The 15,103-nt window shown below is 57.6% G+C and carries 19 protein-coding genes; 7 read left to right on the top strand and 12 right to left on the bottom strand.

Going from position 1 to position 15,103, the window contains the following annotated elements; all coding sequences use genetic code 11:
• Nucleotides 1-212: 212 nt before the first annotated feature.
• From CEPID_RS03905 to CEPID_RS03895, 3 genes are all read right to left on the bottom strand, one after another.
• Nucleotides 213-917 (bottom strand): GNAT family N-acetyltransferase, encoded by a 705-nt coding sequence (locus CEPID_RS03905; RefSeq protein WP_407921606.1) that lies wholly within the window; start codon nucleotides 915-917, stop codon nucleotides 213-215.
• On the bottom strand, nucleotides 917-2,185 hold the full coding sequence (gene glp / locus CEPID_RS03900) for a molybdotransferase-like divisome protein Glp (protein ID WP_047239847.1): 1,269 nt from the start codon (nucleotides 2,183-2,185) through the stop codon (nucleotides 917-919). Before glp ends, CEPID_RS03905 begins: the two co-directional genes overlap by 1 nt.
• A 101-nt stretch (nucleotides 2,186-2,286) precedes the next feature.
• Nucleotides 2,287-3,195 (bottom strand): UTP--glucose-1-phosphate uridylyltransferase, encoded by a 909-nt coding sequence (locus CEPID_RS03895; protein WP_047239846.1) that lies wholly within the window; start codon nucleotides 3,193-3,195, stop codon nucleotides 2,287-2,289.
• 72 nt (nucleotides 3,196-3,267) lie between these two features.
• Between CEPID_RS03895 and CEPID_RS03890 the strand changes: the two genes are divergently transcribed.
• From CEPID_RS03890 to mscL, 3 genes are all read left to right on the top strand, one after another.
• Complete coding sequence (locus CEPID_RS03890) at nucleotides 3,268-3,858, top strand: 5-formyltetrahydrofolate cyclo-ligase (protein ID WP_047241329.1); 591 nt, start codon at nucleotides 3,268-3,270, stop codon at nucleotides 3,856-3,858.
• A gap of 24 nt (nucleotides 3,859-3,882) precedes the next feature.
• Nucleotides 3,883-4,581, top strand: a complete 699-nt coding sequence (locus CEPID_RS03885; protein ID WP_083984367.1) for an SAF domain-containing protein — start codon at nucleotides 3,883-3,885, stop codon at nucleotides 4,579-4,581.
• Between the two features lie 114 nt (nucleotides 4,582-4,695).
• A complete protein-coding gene (mscL, locus tag CEPID_RS03880) occupies nucleotides 4,696-5,100 on the top strand; it encodes a large conductance mechanosensitive channel protein MscL (RefSeq protein ID WP_047239844.1) in 405 nt (134 codons plus the stop codon).
• Nucleotides 5,101-5,216: 116 nt separating this feature from the next.
• On the opposite strand, the gene CEPID_RS03875 is transcribed toward mscL, so the two are convergent.
• The 9 genes from CEPID_RS03875 to CEPID_RS03835 form a co-directional block, all read right to left on the bottom strand.
• Entirely contained in the window at nucleotides 5,217-5,498 is a 282-nt protein-coding gene (locus tag CEPID_RS03875; RefSeq protein WP_047239843.1) for a hypothetical protein, read from the bottom strand.
• 14 nt (nucleotides 5,499-5,512) lie between these two features.
• Nucleotides 5,513-6,109, bottom strand: a complete 597-nt coding sequence (locus tag CEPID_RS03870) for a MogA/MoaB family molybdenum cofactor biosynthesis protein (protein WP_047239842.1) — start codon at nucleotides 6,107-6,109, stop codon at nucleotides 5,513-5,515.
• Between the two features lie 110 nt (nucleotides 6,110-6,219).
• A complete protein-coding gene (locus tag CEPID_RS03865) occupies nucleotides 6,220-7,590 on the bottom strand; it encodes a S1C family serine protease (RefSeq protein WP_407921605.1) in 1,371 nt (456 codons plus the stop codon).
• A gap of 169 nt (nucleotides 7,591-7,759) precedes the next feature.
• Nucleotides 7,760-9,088, bottom strand: a complete 1,329-nt coding sequence (locus CEPID_RS03860) for a HAMP domain-containing sensor histidine kinase (protein ID WP_236684290.1) — start codon at nucleotides 9,086-9,088, stop codon at nucleotides 7,760-7,762.
• A 137-nt stretch (nucleotides 9,089-9,225) separates the two neighbouring features.
• Nucleotides 9,226-9,915 carry a response regulator transcription factor gene (locus CEPID_RS03855; RefSeq protein ID WP_047239841.1) on the bottom strand — a complete coding sequence of 230 codons (690 nt, stop codon included), beginning with the start codon at nucleotides 9,913-9,915 and terminating at the stop codon, nucleotides 9,226-9,228.
• Nucleotides 9,916-10,435: 520 nt separating this feature from the next.
• On the bottom strand, nucleotides 10,436-10,609 hold the full coding sequence (gene rpmF / locus CEPID_RS03850) for a 50S ribosomal protein L32 (protein ID WP_047239840.1): 174 nt from the start codon (nucleotides 10,607-10,609) through the stop codon (nucleotides 10,436-10,438).
• An 18-nt stretch (nucleotides 10,610-10,627) separates the two neighbouring features.
• Complete coding sequence (locus CEPID_RS03845; RefSeq protein ID WP_047239839.1) at nucleotides 10,628-10,894, bottom strand: type B 50S ribosomal protein L31; 267 nt, start codon at nucleotides 10,892-10,894, stop codon at nucleotides 10,628-10,630.
• Between the two features lie 184 nt (nucleotides 10,895-11,078).
• Nucleotides 11,079-11,363: a metal-sensitive transcriptional regulator gene (locus CEPID_RS03840; RefSeq protein ID WP_047239838.1), complete on the bottom strand. Its 285-nt coding sequence runs from the start codon at nucleotides 11,361-11,363 to the stop codon at nucleotides 11,079-11,081.
• Between the two features lie 4 nt (nucleotides 11,364-11,367).
• Nucleotides 11,368-13,518 (bottom strand): heavy metal translocating P-type ATPase, encoded by a 2,151-nt coding sequence (locus CEPID_RS03835; RefSeq protein WP_236684289.1) that lies wholly within the window; start codon nucleotides 13,516-13,518, stop codon nucleotides 11,368-11,370.
• A gap of 291 nt (nucleotides 13,519-13,809) precedes the next feature.
• On the opposite strand from CEPID_RS03835, the gene rpmB reads away from it, so the two are divergent.
• From rpmB to rpsR, 4 genes are read left to right on the top strand one after another with little or no spacing between them, the layout of a single operon-like run.
• Complete coding sequence (gene rpmB, locus CEPID_RS03830; protein WP_047239836.1) at nucleotides 13,810-14,046, top strand: 50S ribosomal protein L28; 237 nt, start codon at nucleotides 13,810-13,812, stop codon at nucleotides 14,044-14,046.
• A 3-nt stretch (nucleotides 14,047-14,049) separates the two neighbouring features.
• Nucleotides 14,050-14,214: a 50S ribosomal protein L33 gene (gene rpmG, locus CEPID_RS03825; RefSeq protein ID WP_003846451.1), complete on the top strand. Its 165-nt coding sequence runs from the start codon at nucleotides 14,050-14,052 to the stop codon at nucleotides 14,212-14,214.
• Between the two features lie 3 nt (nucleotides 14,215-14,217).
• Nucleotides 14,218-14,523: a 30S ribosomal protein S14 gene (rpsN, locus tag CEPID_RS03820; RefSeq protein WP_047239835.1), complete on the top strand. Its 306-nt coding sequence runs from the start codon at nucleotides 14,218-14,220 to the stop codon at nucleotides 14,521-14,523.
• A 17-nt stretch (nucleotides 14,524-14,540) separates the two neighbouring features.
• A complete protein-coding gene (rpsR, locus tag CEPID_RS03815) occupies nucleotides 14,541-14,789 on the top strand; it encodes a 30S ribosomal protein S18 (protein ID WP_047239834.1) in 249 nt (82 codons plus the stop codon).
• Nucleotides 14,790-15,103 lie beyond the last annotated feature (314 nt).

Below are 15,103 nucleotides of genomic sequence, written 5' to 3'. Positions count from 1 at the left end.
CGGGCTACACCCAACCTTTCCAAGCTTTTCGATACTTATTGCACTCATTGCGCGGGCTGACTTCACAAAAGCAGTCAACGATTGGTGCCAAGTTTAAGGCGCTTGTGCCAGGTTGCTGGGGGTGCCACGCCGATAACGTCACCGATTAGCAGCTAAATCTCAGGGCCTCAACCGAGCCGGAACCACAGAAGGAAACACCAGCCGTGCCCGCCCTAAGTGCGAATAACCCCGGCAGTGCGCATCCGTTCCACGGCGGTCGTGGTGAAATCATCAATAACAAGCGCCATGAAGAGATGGTCCTGCCACGCACCATTGATGTGCAGGTTCCGGCGCAACACTCCCTCTTGGGTAAAGCCGTTTGCTGCCAGCACTGCTCCTGATGCCGGGTTCGCGGGCAGATAAGTTGCGGTCACCCTATGCAGCCCCACCCTGCCAAAGGCGTGATCAACTCCGAGTGCAACTGCTGCCTTAGCAATCCCCCGCCCGGTGATCGCGTGGTCCACCCAGTACCCGATCCAACAATCTTTTTGCACCCCATGAACAATGTTGCCCAGCGTTAACTGGCCCACGAACTGGCGGTCGAGCTCGATAGCGAACGGCACAATATCGCCGTTGGCAGCACTATTCTTCAAGTAATGCATCATTGTGCGCCAGGAAGCCACTGTGTGAGCTGCTTCCCACGTCGAATCCACGGTCGGTTCGACGGGCAACAAGTGTTCCTGGTTCATCAAGCGCAGCTGCCGCCACCGCGCTCCATCTTTCCGGGTGAGCGGGCGCAGCCTTAACGACGCCCCATCGGCTAATAGCACCGTGGGAGTGACCTCTGGCCAGCCTGGATGCACAGGGTGTCGAGGAGCATGGGGAGGCTGTGGCGACGCGCCGGCAGAAAACAACGTGGGGAACAAGCCGGCTGTCACTAGCTTTGCGAAAGGAACAGGACATCGACGACATCGCCGGGACGCACCTCAGTGACGGCCTCGGGAATCACCATGAGGGCGTTTGCGTCGGCAAGGCCCGCGAGCAGGTGCGCGGGCGCACCGGTAGCCGCACCCAGGCCTTCCACCAAGTAATCCTGCGTCTCGGCATCGCGCATCAGGCGGGCCCGCACGAATCCGCGACGGTTATCCTTGGAAGAAATCGGGTTGAGTGCGCGGGCCCGGACACGTTTGCGTTGAATTGCGCGTTTCCCCAAACTCGCTCGCACCACGGGACGAACGAACACCTCGAAGCTCACCAAAGCAGAAACGGGGTTTGCCGGCAGCAAAAAGGTCGGTACTTGGTTTTCGCCCAGCAACCCGAAGCCTTGTACAGAGCCCGGATGCATTGCGACCCTTGTGGTGTCGACCGGCCCCAAGTCCCGCAACAGTTCACGGAAGCGCGCAGCAGAAGCACCCCCTACCGCACCAGTGATCACCACGATTTCACTGCGCAGCAGCTGACCTTCGATGATTTCCAGCAACCGACGTGGCTCACCTTCCGCCACGCCGACACGATGAACTTGTGCCCCGGCTTCGCGAGCCGCGGCAGCCAAGGCGTAGGAATTGACATCATAGACCTGACCCAAGCCCGGATCGCGGTCAATGTCGACCAGTTCGGCACCGATAGAGATAATCGACAGCCGAGGGCGCGGATAGACCAGAACTTTACTGCGCCCAACAGCAGCGAGGAGGCCGATGTGTGCTGCGCCAAGCACCGAACCAGCGGTGACGGCTACGTCGCCCGGCTGAATATCATCGCCAATTTTGCGCACGAATTCGCCGGAGCGCACAGGACGAGTGGCCGTGACTCGCTTGACTCCGCGGTCGCTCCATTCCAGGGGCAGCACGGCGTCGGCAAGCGAGGGCAGCGGTGCGCCGGTATGAACCCGAACAGCCTGTTTTGGCTGCAAGCGGAGTGGTTTTTGGGAACCTGCAGACACCTCCCCCACTACCGGCAGAGATTTCTCGACAGGCGCGAGCTGTGTTTCATCGCTGTTGCGATTGGTGATCGCGTTCATCCCGCCGACGTCCACCGCGCGAACGGCATAACCATCGATGGCGGCTTGCGCAAATCCAGGCAGCGGTTTCGCGGCCTGAACTTCTTCGGCGCACATCAGCCCAAGTGCCTCCGCGATTGCAATGCGTACCGGCTCAGGCGTGATCGCAGCTTCGGTGACCAACGCCAGGTGTTGCTCAACGGAACGCATGGGAACCTCCCTGGGGATACTGTGAGGACGTTAGGCGGACGGGTGTCAGCGATGAATTCTTCAGCTACTAACGCTAGTTATCTTGTCCGCAGAATGTCGGATTAGTTCTCTTCCGCCAATAGTTCGGTGATGTAGTGGCGCAGCCCCTTGCCATAGGTTGGATGCTTCAGGCCGAAGTCGACGCATGCACGGATGTAACCACCGGGGTTGCCGAGGTCGTGACGGCGCCCGCGGTGAACCAAGATGTGAACCGGATGTCCTTCTTCGATGAGCAGCTCGATGGCGTCGGTAAGCTGCAGCTCACCGCCTTTGCCAGGTTTGATTCGCTTGAGCGCGGAGAAGATTTGGCGGTCCAAAAGGTAGCGGCCAGTTGCCACAAAGTTCGATGGGGCGTCGTCCACGTCTGGTTTTTCCACCATGCCGATGACCTTTTTGACGTTGTCCACACCGATTTCCTCGATGTCGAATACACCGTAGTTGCACACCTCGTCGCGAGGTACTTCCACAGCGCACAGCACAGATCCGCCGAATTGTGCGCGGACCTTGGCCATTTCTTCCATTGCACCCATCGGCAACACGAGGTCGTCGGGAAGCATGACGGCAACTACGTCTTCGTCGTCGTCTAGAACGGACTCGGCTAGGCCCACCGCATGGCCCAGACCGAGAGGTTGCTCCTGCTCCACCGGAACCGCCTTGATCAGGTTGGCGGCGCGGCGGACCTTATCCAATTGCTCTTGCTTTCCACGTTCCTCGAGCGTCTGCTCCAGCTCGGGGTATGGGTCAAAATGCGCGAGTACGCCCTGCTTCTTCGGAGCCGTAATGACAGCCAGGCGAGTAGCCCCCAGTTGAGCTGCCTCTTCGGCAATCATTTCGATACCCGGAGTGTCCACCACAGGCAGCAGTTCTTTCGGAACCGTCTTTGTAGCCGGGAGGAACCGGGTGCCCATGCCGGCAGCGGGAACGACGACCGTCTTCACCGCGTGCTTATGCTCGTCAATTGGAAGCGTCATAACTTCCTAGCCTACAGGGGTGCCTACAACACTCTGTTCAGCGACACTGCAACTATCACTAAAGTCACTGTTATGCCGACTGTCCCGAGTTCTCCAAAGTCTGTACTACGCCGCCAGCTTTTCGACGCCCGTGCACAACGCAATCCCGTCTCCAACGAGGAAGCCAATCTTGCCATTCAGCAGCACTGCCTGCAGTTACTAGCCGATAATTCATTCCGCCGGGTAGCGGCCTATATCCCAGTCGGAACCGAGCCAGGCGGAAGCGACTTCGCCGAAGTTCTCCGCACAGCCGGCGTAGAGGTCCTTGTTCCGCGGTGTTTGCCTCAACGCCAGTTGGAATGGGCGGCATACCTCAGCCCAGATAGCCTCCGATTGGCCAGCTTCAATTTATTGGAGCCGACCGGTTCTGCAATCCCGGATGGTTTGGCCGGGTGTGACCTCATTTTCGTCCCTGCTTTGGCCGTAACCCGCGAGGGTTACCGCCTCGGAAAAGGCGGCGGGTTCTACGACATCGCTTTGTCGCAGCTTCCCGCTCCGATCCCCACCGCGTCCATCGTGTTCGACGAAGAAGTTCTACCCACTCTGCCCCTCGAGCCACACGACGCCCAATGCGACGCAATCATCTCCCCAGCTGGGATCTTGCACGTTTCGGGATCGATTTAGGGTGCTCACGCAGTCTAATTAGGTATGAAGACAAAAATTTCTAGCCCCCGTACCGCAATAAATTGGAAACAACACATTAGCCCTGGCGTCAAACGCACCCTCCTTGGCCGCCGTCTACTCGCCCTCGCCCTATGCGTCTTAGCCGTCGCCCTTGGTTGGCGATCCGCCCTCGAAACCACCCCCGAGGTGGTCGTCGTAACCCAAGACATCCCCGCTGGGCAGGTCTTACAAGCCAGCCATCTCACACAGGCACCAATGAATAGCTTTGCCGGCGACACCTTCCGCATTCCTAGCGATGCCATCGGCAAAACCACTGCCTATCCGTTAAGAACAGGTGACACCGTCTCAGCGCGCTCAGTGCTCAGCACCGAGCTTGCCGACGCCCTCAGCCACAATTCCGAGGGCGAAGCGTCTTACGAACCCTTTGCCCTCGTCCCCATTAAGCTGGCTGATCCAACCACAGCCGCTCTGCTCTATCCAGGTGTGACCGTATCGGTGGTCAATGCCTCTGAAAAGGAAACTGAGGTGCTTGCGTCGCAGGCTCGCGTTGTCCTGGCCACGGAGAAGGAAAAGGACACGCTGGCGGCTGGATCTGTGATCGTCGCGTTGCCTCAGGCACTGGGTGAACAGGTAGCAGCGGCGTCGCTACGCAGCCCCCTGACCGTCATTGTTACCTCACCTAGTGACAACTCTCACACGCAAGGGGCAAAACCATTAATTTAACGAAACTATTTTAGGTTTTTGTTGACACCTTGACACTTTCGTCCAGTAAGGTCTAATGAGCGTGGCCGCTAAGCCACCAGACTTTTTCAAAAGCTTTTCACGGGAGAAACTAGAATGCTCAAGGGTTTTAAAGACTTCATCATGCGCGGCAATGTTATTGACTTGGCTGTCGCAGTGGTTATCGGTGGCGCTTTCACCGCTATTGTCACCGCTTTCACCAACCACCTCATCAACCCGCTGATCGCCGTCCTGGGCGGTTCCGAAGTCAAGGGCCTTGGCTTCCAGCTCATTTCGGGTAACGACGCCACCTTCATGGACTTCGGCGCCGTCATCACCGCCGCCATCAACTTCCTGCTCGTAGCCGCCGTAGTTTACTTCGTTTTGGTTGCTCCCATGAACAAGTTCAAGGAGCGTCAGGCGGCCCGCAAGGGTGTCGTTGAAGACGAAGAAGAAAAGGCTTCCATCGAGGCAGAACTCCTCGAGGAAATCCGCGACCTGCTGAAGTCACGCAACATCTAGTTTTTCTGATCACACCGCTTGTCGAGCGGGGTGTGTACGAGAATTATCAAAACGCGCGTGGGGCGACACCTAATTCATGGTGTCGCCCCACGCGCTTTGAGTATTTTCAGAGCTGCCTAGTAGTGTGGCGGCTTTTGTTCTTCCCAAAATTCGCGGTCTAGCTCGCCGTTTGCGGTCTCCGGAGCAGGTGTAGCTGCGTCCTCTTCAAAGACCACCACCACGTCGTCGCTATGGCGCGGGTCCGTGGGGTCAGCCGAGCTCGCAAAAATTTCGGCGGCAGCTGCGCTATCCCACGACCTGTCGATGGATTCCGCGGTGGATTTACGCTCCGCACGTCGACGTTTCGGCGCGGGCACTTCTTCGTGGTCCGACGATGGGTTGGACTGTTGTTTGGTCACCCGGAACCTCCCGGCTAGTCGACGGTTGTGGTTTGCAGCTGGTCAATGACGAAGTGCACTAAGGGGCCGAGGGTGGCCATGCCGTCGCGAATGGCGGCGCGGGAGCCGGCCAAGTTGACCACTACTGTGGAACCAGAGACGCCGGCCACCCCGCGGGAGGTGCAGGCATCAATTGCACCACAGGCCAGTCCTGAGGAGCGCAGGGCTTGGGAAATACCTGGCAGTAACTGATCCAGCACGGCACGGGTTGCGTCCGGAGTCTTATCTCGGGGCCCTACCCCTACCCCACCGACGGTGAGCACCAAATCAGCTCCACCAACCACGGCAGTTTCGATGGCTTGCCGGATTGCCGACTTCTTTGACTTCACCTCAACGACGGCATCGACGGCGAATCCATCTTCCGCCAGCAGCTCCGAGACGAGACGGTCAGCATCCGAACCCGCATGAACTTCGTGATCAGCGACCAATACCACCAGGGCACGTCGAACGGCGGATGCCGGTACCTCTTGGCTTTCCGTAGCGAGCAAAAACTCGGGATCCGGCTCAGCTATGTCATCCAAGAGGTCCCCAGCGACAGACGCGGAAAGAGTTGGGTCGATAGCTGTTTCCATGTTGTTGTCCTTTTAATCCGTGCTCTTTGTTTTTTAATTTCAGCAACTATGACTGTAGACCGCAAAGCGCGTCTTGGATAGTGGAAGCGTACCCCACCATCCCTCGCCAGCTACTGCGGTGGCAGGGTGACCTGTATCGTATGGGTTTCCTTGGTGTCTGGCTTCATGATCTCCAGGGTGATTGTCTGCCCGAATTCCTGCGAACGGACCGCTGCAATCAATGCATCGGCATTATCAATCACTCGGTCGTTCACTTTGGTGACGAGGTCCCCTCGTGACACGCCTGCCTGACCAGCTGGGCTCTTGGGATCCACCTCGGCAACCAGTGCACCCCGGTACTCCGAGGACTGCGAGACCTTCACACCGATCACCGGCTGTTTCACCTGTCCGGTTTCCACCAATTGTTGTGCGATGCGCTTCGCTTGGTTCGCAGGGATCGCAAATCCCAGGCCAATAGAGCCACTTTGCCCACTGCTGCCCGAGCTTAACGACGCAATTACGGAGTTCATTCCGATGAGATTGCCTTCCATGTCCACCAGTGGACCGCCAGAGTTTCCTGGGTTAATCGCAGCGTCGGTCTGGATGGCGTCGATGAGCGAAGATTCCCCGCCTTCGCCGCCCGAGGCACGGACCGGGCGGTTCAGCGCGGAGACGATGCCGGACGTCACGGTAGCTGACAAGCCCAGCGGGGATCCAATCGCTACTACTTCTTGTCCCACTGCGACCTGTGAGGAGTCGCCGAATTTGAGGACTGGCAGGCCCTGAACGTCACGGATCTTGATCACGGCGATGTCAGTGGAGGCATCGCTGGCCACATAGTCCGCGGGGTGCACTGACCCATCGTTAAGGGTGACCTCGATCAGCCCACCGTTTTTGGCATCGCCGACGACGTGGTGGTTGGTAAGCACTTGGCCATCGGAGGAGATGATGGATCCCGATCCTTCACCGGAACCGCGACGCGAAGAGACCTGGATGGACACCACTGAAGGCAATACCCGCTGCGCAACAGCTTCAACAGATCCAGCAGGTAGATTCTCTGCGCGAGGCACGGACTTTTCATTCAATGCGTTGTAGTCATGAGTGACATGGCTCGGTTTGCCGACTGTCGCTGCGGTGAGCACCCCAGTGCCAATGGAGGCAACCAGCATGAGCCCGAGCGCGGTAGCCAGTCCTACTTTGCGCTTCGACTTTGGTTCAGCGGGAACCTCTGCAGATTCCGTTGCTGGCCATCCGGCCATGGATTGTGCTTCAGGTTGCCCTTCCCACTGCGCGGTATTTACTTGTGTGGCGTAGGCATTGTAGGCATCGTCACGTAGATGCGCATAAGGGTTCTGCGGTGTGCCCTGAGCATCGGCCATTTTTCCTGGCATCGTCTGATCACTGCTGTCCCTGTACTGCTCCGTAGGACCTCCTGTTGGAGCTCCGGAAGTCGGCTGAAATGACGTGTTAACCGGGTTTTCCGGATCCTGCTGATTATTCATGATTTAATCCAACCTCCATGAGCTGGTCTGGGACTGTGCCACGATAAAAGCCTGTCTGAACACTTGCTGTTAACTAGCTGTACGGCGTTATGCACCCTACCTGGTTGAACTTTGCGGAGAGCAAAAAAGTTCCTCACCCTGGAAAAGGTGAGGAACTTTTGTTTTTCAACTAATGCTCCGTGGCCAACTTCTCCTCCGGATGCTGCGCTCGGATAATTGCCTCTGAGGCAGATCCAGGCAACGTGATTTGCATCAGCGTGCCGCCATCATCGGAATCGAGCACTTCGATCGTGCCGTGGTGGCGCTCCACCACCTTTTTGACAATCGATAGTCCCAAGCCGGAACCCGGCATCGAGCGCGCTTGCACGGAACGGAAGAAGCGCTCGAACACTTTGGCTCGGTCAGCGGCCGGGATGCCGGGGCCAGAGTCCGCGACGCTGATATGGATTTCGGAATCGCTGATTGGTTGCATGTTGAGCCGAACCACACCATTGGGCGGCGACCACTTTGCGGCATTGTCCATGAGGTTGACGACTGCACGTCCCAACGCGAAGGAATCGCCGAAGAGATACCAATCGGTTCGCACAAAGTCGAACTTGACGTCCGGGCGTCGACGACGCACGCGATCCAGTGCATTCGACATTGTATCCCCGAGATCGACGAATTCCGCATTTTGAACCCGGCTGTCTTCGCGAGCCAAGTCCACCAAGTCACCAATGAGCGTGGATAGCTCCTCGATTTGAGCGATGACATCCTTTTCCAAGTCACGCCGGTCCTCATTGGAAATGGTTGCCGTCGGACTGTTCGAGACGATCATCAACAGTTCGATGTTGGTGCGCAGAGAGGTCAGCGGAGTTTTGAGTTCGTGACCGGCGTCGGCGACAAGTTCGGTCTGGCGACGTCTAGAAGCCTCGAGCGACTCCAACATGTCGTTGAACGAGCGGGTGAGCTGCGCCAATTCGTCTCGCCCAACCACCTCGATAGGTTCCAAAGAATCGGTTTCCGTGACGTGTTCGACAGCTCGCTGCAGGCGGCTCACTGGACGCAAGCCAGTAGTGGAGACCACCATGCCTGCGGCAATCGCCATCAAAGTTCCGAGGCCAGCGATGATTAGCAAAACCATGCCGAGGGAGCTGACCAGGGCGTAGGTGGGACCAAGGTCTTGCGCCAGCACGACCGTAGCTCCCACTTCATTATTGAGCGCGAGAACTCTCTGGTCACCCTGGTTACGGAAGCTAATCGGGATTTCCCCTCGAATGACTTCACCTTCATTGACGAGCGGAATATTGTCGCCAATACCCCGAGAAGCGCCAGGAGGAAAATACAAAATATTGGTGTCGGGGTTATATGCCTTGAAAGACTCAATTTCAGTTTCGATGCGCTTATTGAACGCCGGATCAACGGACCTAGAAAGCATGGAACGGGCCACGCTTTCCAGTTGAGAATCCACCGAGCGATTCAAGGAGGTCGACACTGTCCAATATGCAACGATAGTCATAATGCCGACGGCCGCCGCCACCATGAGTGCCGTAACAATCGCTAGCTGCCACCGAAGCGGTGCCCTACTCCAGGAACTGTTGTGCCAACTGCGATTGCTAGCATCATCCTCTAGCGCAATTGGCTTGCGCAGAATCACTACGCGCTCTCACGGAGAACGTAACCAACGCCGCGCGCGGTGTGGATCAAACGCGACTCCCCTTCTGCCTCGGTCTTGCGTCGCAAATAGCCGATGTAGACTTCGAGGGCGTTGCCGGAAGTCGGGAAGTCGTAGCCCCAAACCTCTTCGAGGATGACATTGCGGCTCAGCACGCGACGAGGATTGGAGAGCAGAAGCTCCAGCAGCGCAAACTCGGTGCGCGTCAAGCTGATCTGGCGGGAACCTCGGTAGACTTCGCGGGTTTCGGTATCCATCCGCAAATCCTTGAACTCCAGCTGGGAAGAGCCTTCATGATCGGTCGATTCCGTGAACGAACGACGAAGCAACGACCGCACGCGAGCCAGCAACTCTTCCAACGCGAAAGGCTTTGGCAGGTAGTCGTCGGCACCGGCATCGAGCCCGGCTACGCGATCGGACACTCCATCTCGAGCGGTCAGGACGAGGATCGGACGGTTATCGCCACCACTGCGCAGAGTGCGGCAGACTTCCAGGCCGTCCAGAATTGGCATCATCACATCAAGAATGACGAGATCCGGCTGCTCCTTATGGATCATTTCCAAAGCAGCCGCGCCATTGTCCGCGAGAATGACCTCGTATCCGTTAAAGGATAGTGAGCGGCGAAGGGATTCTCGGACGGCTTGTTCATCGTCTACAACGAGAAGTTTCATGTGGTTTCTGCCTGACGTCGACTGGAGCGTGCGCCCAAAAATTTTGGCCACAACAAACTCCACCTATTAGTACAGAAAACAGTATATGCGGTTAATACCCAAAATAACCAACCATCTGGGAGACTTCTTTAGTCGGTCGGCAAAGGTATTGCCCCTGCTCATGCTAGGTTCCCGACCAATACCGGCATTCGAAAGAAGTACCTGTTAAACGACGCTTTTCGACGTCGACAGTCGGCTTTGCTTTGAGTTACCCACGAGCACACCTGAGGTGAACCCACCCCTGCACATCGGAAATTCGGGTTTGCCGGCGCGGGTTTGCGGGCGTGGGTCTGCCGACGCGGGCATACCGGAGTCGATGAGCTTCAGAAGTACGACCTAGCAGGTGTGCAGCCCAAAACGGCCAACAACCGCAACGGCCAACACCAGCATCAAAAAACACCAAAACCCAGGACATCTCCGTGAGGAAAAGTCCTGGGCTGCGGAATTCTATTCCGCGCGCATCTTTTATGCGCGACTGGAATTAGAACTGCTCGACGTCGATAAGGCCGAGCTGAGCTGCTTTGACCAGGCGGCGAGGAATCTGTACTTCCTTGCCGTCGATCTTGACGGTCTGGAGGGCGACATTGTCAGCCTTCCACTGGGAACGACGAGCGTGGGTGTTTGCACGCGACATACGACGCTTTGGAACTGCCATGTTGTTTTCCCTCCTTCTTTACTTGTTCTTCTTGCGGCGCGCGAGGGCACCGTAACGCTGGTTGAACTTCTCGACACGGCCAGCGGTGTCCATGACACGCTGTGCACCGGTCCAGAATGGGTGGGACTCAGAGGTCACGTCGACGACGATGAGTGGGTACTCGTTGCCATCTTCCCACTGCACGGTGCGATCAGACTTTACGGTTGACTTGGTCAGGAACTGGAAGCCAGTACCTGCATCCTGGAAGACCACTGGGTGGTAATCCGGGTGGATATCCTTCTTCATATGTTTATTCCCTCAGGATTGAACTTCAGGTCGCTTCTGCGTAGCACTTAATGGGACTACCGATCGTGCCTGAGTTGGGATTGACAATTTAGAGCCGTACGAACGGCACCGCAAGTACTATACACGCTGGCGGTTTCAGCACGAAATTGCTTATCGACGCGCCACCGCCACCGCTCGCCCGCCCCTAGCGCGCAAGCCGGGCGACAGCTTCTGAGACCTCCTTGAACTTCACATCGGCTTCTTCCCCACCTTGATGCACGGCATGGGCGACGCAGTGTCGCATATGGTCGTCGAGAAGCCCAAGGCCCACACCTCGGAGTGCGGATTGTGCGGCGCTTATTTGGGTGAGGACGTCGATGCAGTACTGATCTTCGTCAATCATGCGATGGATGCCTCGGATCTGCCCTTCGATACGCTTGAGGCGCGCGAGGTAGCGTTCCTTGTCTCCCACGTAGCCATGCTGTTCCATTGGGTTACTGCTCCTTGAAGTTGCGTAGTCGCAGCGAGTTGCTGACCACGAATACGGACGAAAATGCCATCGCAATGCCGGCAAGCATGGGGTTAAGTAAGCCGGCGGCAGCCACCGGGATGAGAACGACATTGTAGGCAAACGCCCAAAATAGATTGCCTCTAATTGTGGAGAGCGTACGCCGGGACAACCGCAAGGCGTTCACGACTGACGACAAGTCGTTGTTCATCAGGGTGATGTCGGCAGCCTCAATAGCAACATCGGTCCCGGCTCCCATCGCAAGCCCCAGGTCGGCCTGGGCGAGCGCCGCAGCGTCGTTGACCCCATCGCCTACCATCGCAACTACCTCTGACTCTTGTAGACGACGCACCTCAGCGAGCTTGTCCTCGGGCCGCACCCCGGCGATGACATGCTCAGACGCGATCCCCACTTCTTCAGCCACCACTTGCGCGGCGCTGGCATTATCGCCGGTCAGCAGCCACGGCGTGAGACCCAAAACTTTGAGCTTAGCGACGGCCGATGCCGACCCCGGCTTCACCGCATCTCGCAGGACAATAGAGCCGCGGAGCTCCCCGTTGACCAGCACATCCACCTGGGTTGTTCCCTCCACAGCGAGCTCGCCTTCGGACCGCTCGACTCTCACCTCGTGGCCGTCCACGATCGCGCGCACCCCTTGGCCAGGCAGCGACTCAAAATCAGTGCTTGATAAAAGAGGCAGCTCGCATGCGTGAACGATGGCTTTGGCAATGGGATGTTCGGAGCTTTGTTCCACCGACGCGGCCAGCTGCAGGAGCTGCGGATCGGCGGACTCCACCGCCAGCCGACCAGTGGTAACAGTACCGGTCTTATCCAGCAGGATCGCCGTTACTCGGCGCGTTGATTCCAGCACCTCCGGCCCCTTAATGAGCAACCCCAGCTGCGCGCCTCGCCCAGTGCCCACGAGCAATGCGGTCGGGGTCGCAAGACCCAACGCGCACGGGCACGCGATGATCAACACGGCCACCGCAGCAGTGAACGCAGGGGCTATGCCGTGGCCCAGCAGCAGATGGACAACCAAAGTGAGCAGCGACAACGCGATCACCGTCGGGACAAAGACTTGTGAGATCCGATCCACCAGCCGTTGCACCGGCGCTTTCTGCGCCTGCGCCTGCGTGACCATGCGCGCCATACGTGCCAAAGTGGTTGACTCACCCACCTGCGTTGCCTTGACGACGAGCCGCCCCGAGGCATTGATCGTCGCTCCAGTCACGCTGTCCCCAGCCGCCTTTTCCACCGGTACCGGCTCCCCGGTGAGCATCGATTCATCGACCGCGGAAGCGCCCTCGACGACGATCCCATCAGTTGCGACTTTCTCGCCCGGGCGCACCAGGAACTCGTCACCAACTTGTAATTGCGAGATGGGGATACGGTGTTCCTCGCCATCGCGAAGCAGCGATACCTCCTTCGCACCCATATCTAATAGTGCACGCAGGGCCTCCGAGGACCTTCCCTTGGCGCGAACCTCAAACCACCGCCCGAGAAGAAGGAAAGCAATAACGACGGCGACAGACTCGAGGTAAATCTCGTCCATAGTCGTATCACGCGGAAAGAGGTGCATGTGCATCTTCATTCCCGCATGGCCAGCGTTGCCGATAAACAGCGCCCATAGGGACCAGAGGAAGGCCGCGCTCGTACCTAAGGAGACCAAAGTGTCCATGGTAAACGAACCATGTCGCAGGTTAATCAGCGCTGATCGATGAAATGGAGCGCCACCGTACAGGTAGACGTACGTGGCCATGGCCAACACAGCCCACTGCCAATGCATGAACTGCAGCGCAGGAATCATAGAGATGAGCATGACTGGGACAGCGAAGACGCTCGAGGCGATCAGTCGTGCCTTAAGGTCTGATGCCTCACCATCTCTGGCATCTGAATGCGGATCCACTCCGGGATCTTCAGACTGCGACTGCATCTCGAAGGCATCGTAGCCAGTCCTACGCACCACCTCGATGAGCTCCGAGGGCGATGTTTGAGCAGGATCAAAACTGATTGTCGCCGTCTCCGTGGCGAAATTGACTGCCGCTTCGACTCCTTCGACCTTGTTTAATTTGCGTTCCACCCGACCTGAACACGAAGTACAGGTCATACCGGTCACGCCTAATTCAATGGTCTGCATACCCATACCCTATACCCCCAAGGGGTATATTTACAAGCATCCTCGGCAGGACTGAGGGCCGATCGACACCCTCAAGACATAATGAAGTTGAGTTGAGGTGGGCGTCGATAAGCGAGCTTCACTAGGCAATTAGGTTTTTTTGCTGTTTACCGGTAAGGTTTGCCCTTGCTGTTGTCGAAATATTCGTTTTCGCCCTCTTCGGCCGACTTAAGCGTGCCCCTTGACCTTTTGGTTCAAGGCGCGGCACCTTCTAATCCGGTTCGCAAGTGGGCGGCTAGGAGAAAGAAAGTTATGTCGGCTATTTGCCAAGTAACGGGACGCAAGCCGCAATTCGGCAAGCAAGTCTCGCACTCGCACCGACGCACGTCTCGCCGTTGGAACCCCAACGTGCAGCGTCGTAAGTTTTACGTGCCTTCCCTCGGCCGTACCATCACCCTGACCGTGTCCACCAAGGGCCTGAAGGTCATCGACCGCGACGGCATTGAGTCCGTTGTTGCTCAGATCCGCGCACGTGGGGAGAAGATCTAACCGATGGCACGTAATGACATCCGTCCAATCATCAAGCTGAAGTCTACGGCTGGCACCGGTTACACCTACGTCACCCGTAAGAACAAGCGTAACAACCCGGATCGCATCACCCTGATGAAGTTCGATCCGGTAGTCCGCAAGCACGTCGAATTCCGCGAGGAGCGATAATCTATGGCTAAGAAGTCTAAGATCGCCAAGAACGAGCAGCGCAAGGAAATCGTCGCCCGCTACGCGGAGCGTCGCGCTGAGCTCAAGGCTATTATCAAGAACCCAAATTCCACTGACGAAGAGCGTCTCGACGCTCAGTTCGAACTGAACCGTCAGCCACGTGACGCTGCCCCATCCCGCGTTCGCAACCGCGACGCAGCCGATGGCCGTCCACGCGGCTTCCTTCGTAAGTTCGGCCTGTCCCGTGTTCGCGTTCGCGAAATGGCTCACCGCGGTGAGCTGCCGGGCGTCCGTAAGTCCAGCTGGTAATAGGGAGATTTGCCAAAATGAAGCGCACCAACATGAAGAAGGCGCGGATCGAGCAGTCCCGCCGCCCAAAGAAGAACCCACTCAAGGCAGCTGGCGTTGAGAAGGTCGACTACAAGGACATCAATACCCTTCGCCTTTTCATCTCCGACCGCCACAAGATCCGCTCTCGTCGCGTCACGGGTCTCACCCCACAGCAGCAGCGCCAGGTTGCTACCGCTGTGAAGAACGCACGCGAGATGGCTCTCCTGCCGTTCACCAGCCGTTAAGTCGACTGCTGAAGGCTAAAAACGCTCTGCCCCTAGTACAAGCTTGGGGCTAATCGATAACACAGCGAGCTTGTGCCGCTGACAATCGTGACACGGCACAACCTCTAGAAGGCTCCACACCACATTGGTGCGGGGCCTTCTGGCATGTCTGCCCCGGTGGTTCGTCGTGGTAGTTGGTCGTGGTGGCTGGCTCCCCAAAGGCGGCCCCACTGGCTTGCCACGTGCGGCCGCCATGCTCCGGTGCCACCAAAAAACTTGACCACACCGCATGACACAAAGTCGCGAGTCTTTTGACACTACAGTGCGGTCAAATT

It is taken from the genome of Corynebacterium epidermidicanis, assembly GCF_001021025.1.
GTDB lineage: Bacteria > Actinomycetota > Actinomycetes > Mycobacteriales > Mycobacteriaceae > Corynebacterium > Corynebacterium epidermidicanis.
This window is presented reverse-complemented; position numbering and strand designations above follow the sequence as displayed.